A 3111-nucleotide genomic window follows, 5' to 3' on the forward strand; every position below is an offset into this window, starting at 1 on the left:
CGAACCGAGGTTCACGGATTTGCAATCCGCTGCATAACCACTCTGCCAAGGCGCCCTAATATTTACTGTTATTTCGGTATAACTTAATTCATTTATACAAATAGATGGTGCCCCGGGCCGGACTTGAACCGGCACAGCGCGAACGCCGAGGGATTTTAAATCCCTTGTGTCTACCAATTCCACCACCAGGGCACGCAATTTCTTGCGATGCTTCTACCATGTACTCTATTTAAAGAGCGGTTGACACCATCTGTAATTACCACCGAAGTCGTAATTTTTAGTTCTGTTTAACTTTCTCTATCTAACAAATAAATGGAGGCGCCTCCCGGAATCGAACCGAGGTTCACGGATTTGCAATCCGCTGCATAACCACTCTGCCAAGGCGCCGTCTCTGCTTACGGGACTTAATGTAACTGATTTAAAAAAAGAGTCAAATAAAAATTAGCATTTAACTCTCTGTTTGTTGACTTTATCGCCAAAACGCAAAGAAACCAGCTAAGATGTTGAAAAAATGAGCTATTTTGCACGCCAAACTTTGATTTCTGATTGCGGTTTAGTTTGGTCTTTACGATCACCTTTTGGTTTGAAATTAGATTTACCAAATCTCTCCTCTTTCGCTTTTTCACGGCGTTTTTCATTAAACGTATTATTTGAGTGATGATTACGACCCGAACTGGCTTTTTTAAGCACTCGAACTTTACCATCAATCTCTTGCACTTTGCGCGACGCTTCTTCTGTCTTACTTGATGTACCAATCATGTTATTGATCTGTTCCATCTCAGCCGTCGTTAAGTAACGCCACTCACCAGATGCTAGTTGGCCTAAATCAATGTTCATTATGCGCACACGTTTTAGCTTAAACACTTCGTAATCTAAGTATTCACACATACGACGAATTTGACGATTTAGCCCTTGAGTTAAGGTAATTCGAAATACAAAACGAGACTCTTGCTCTATCTTACAAGGCAACGTTACTGTATCTAAAATAGGAACGCCGGCTGCCATTTTTTGCAAGAAATCATCGGTAATTGGTTTATCTACTCGAACCACGTATTCTTTTTCATGGGCATTGCCTGCACGTAAAATCTTATTAACGATGTCACCATCACTGGTTAAAAAAATCAAACCATCAGAAGGTTTATCTAATCGACCAATCGGGAATATACGTTGTTCGTGGTTAATATAATCAACAATATTACCTTCTACATGGCGTTCAGTTGTACACGTAATACCAACTGGTTTATTAAACGCAATGTAAATACGCTCTTGCTTTGCTTTTAGTGGCTTACCATCAACCAAAACTTCATCACCTTCAGCAACTTTGGTGCCCATTTCAGGTACTTTGCCATTAATGGTAATACGTTGTAGATCGATCAGTTTATCTGCTTCTCTGCGCGAGCAATAACCCGTATCACTAATGAATTTATTTAAGCGGGTTAATTTAGGTTCTGGTGATGTCATGATGTACCTCTAAAAAGTGAACAGCCGCAGTGTATCAGAAACGGATAAATATCCAATAAAAAAGCACCCTAAACTAATGCCTAGGGTGCCCTATAACGATTTAACGCTAAGCGTTATTTTGTTTCAGCCTCTACCACTACTTCAGTTGAAGAAGAAGTTGCAGGTTCTATTACTGTTGTTTCTACTGTACTTGGTTCTACAGCACTTTCAACGGCTTTCGTCTCAACAGCATCAGTCGCTTCAACCGTTGTTGGTGCATTTTCTTCAACTGCTGATGTAGCAACCGCAGGCTCTGTTACTTCTGACATTTTATCTTCAGGGCTCGTTACCGACTCTGCCGCAACGTCTGCTTTTGCTTTAGCCGCTTCTTCTTTTTCTTTGTAAGAAGCAATCACAGTATTTAAGTTATTAATTAAATTATCGTTACGCTCTAACTGCCGTGTTAGTACAAGCACCTGCTTTTGAACATCAGCACGATCACTCGTTTGTTTTTCAACCGTGATGTCTAAGGTCTTAATTTGAACATTAAGCGCCTTAATCTTCTCTTCTAAATCTGCCGTGTTATTGATTGCATGCATTTGTTGTACTGCAGCTAAAATCTCAGTAGTTTGCATTCTCAACGGTTGATCACGATAGTCATCACCATTAATCGCTTGTGAGATAGATAACAATTTATTTTCTACTTCTAAAACCGATTGTTCAAACTGCCCATTTTTAACCGCTTTTAATAATTTAACTTCAGCAGCCATATTTTTAAGATGGTCAAGTTGGAAACGAGTTTTAGCAACAACATCAACAATCAATGCTTGATCTCGATTATTAGCCTGTACTGTTTTTTTTGTCTTATCTAATTCTGCTTTTGTTTGACCGTAACTAATTGGTGCAATGGCTTTAAAACCTTTGCTAGATAAAACCGAAAATTCTTTTTCCAATGGAGTCACATGGGTCATTAAACTTGTTTTTATTTCTGTCACTCTTGCTTTTGTCAAAAATGACGCTTGATCTGTTTGTGCTTCCGCAATGTCATCTTCAATCACGGTAACAAATAGCGATTTATATTGTTTATTTAACTCTGCGTAATCTGTTGGATAATAGCGCTGAACCTCAATAGAATTCATGTATTCCATTTGTGCAATCGCATCAGATAACACTACATCCGCTTTTTCTTTATACGTTTTAAGTACACTGAATTGAGTATCTGCTGCCGCAACTAAAGAGGTATACTTAGCGGTATAAGAGCCAGAAGAGAACATTGAATACTCTTCATTAAGCAACCCTGGTTCTTTTTCAATTTCAGCATAAACTTCTTTTGCTTCAATCCAATTTCCCATCATTTCAGCGTAAGCTGAAGCAGAATAAATTTTAAATCCTTCTACTGCATCAAACGTGGTTTTATCCCGTGAATATTGCTTTTCAAGTACACCAAACGTTGATACTGATTGTACATTTGTAGTTTGCTCTGTAGATACTGATGCTGATTCACCACCTGTACTCTGACACCCCACGACACCAACTAATGCTGAGGCAATCATTGCCATTTTAAAGTATTGTTTCATCCTAATCCCATTTAATAATTATATTTGAATAGACAAGTGCTGGCACTCTTGCGGGCTATCTTATTATAAAAAACACTTTTAATCAGCTTTTCTT

At 38.5% G+C, this 3111-nt stretch carries 2 protein-coding genes and 2 tRNA genes; all 4 read right to left on the reverse strand.

Going from position 1 to position 3111, the window contains the following annotated elements; genetic code table 11:
- Positions 1 to 105: 105 nt before the first annotated feature.
- A tRNA-Leu gene (locus Q1K78_RS17195) sits at positions 106 to 192 on the reverse strand.
- A gap of 121 nt (positions 193 to 313) precedes the next feature.
- Positions 314 to 387, reverse strand: a tRNA-Cys gene (locus tag Q1K78_RS17200).
- A 129-nt stretch (positions 388 to 516) separates the two neighbouring features.
- Positions 517 to 1461 (reverse strand): 23S rRNA pseudouridine(2604) synthase RluF, encoded by a 945-nt coding sequence (rluF, locus tag Q1K78_RS17205; protein ID WP_300181659.1) that lies wholly within the window; start codon positions 1459 to 1461, stop codon positions 517 to 519.
- Positions 1462 to 1574: 113 nt separating this feature from the next.
- Positions 1575 to 3017 (reverse strand): hypothetical protein, encoded by a 1443-nt coding sequence (locus Q1K78_RS17210; RefSeq protein ID WP_300181661.1) that lies wholly within the window; start codon positions 3015 to 3017, stop codon positions 1575 to 1577.
- Positions 3018 to 3111: the final 94 nt, after the last annotated feature.

It is taken from the genome of uncultured Aliivibrio sp., from assembly GCF_946479765.1.
Lineage (GTDB): Bacteria > Pseudomonadota > Gammaproteobacteria > Enterobacterales > Vibrionaceae > Aliivibrio.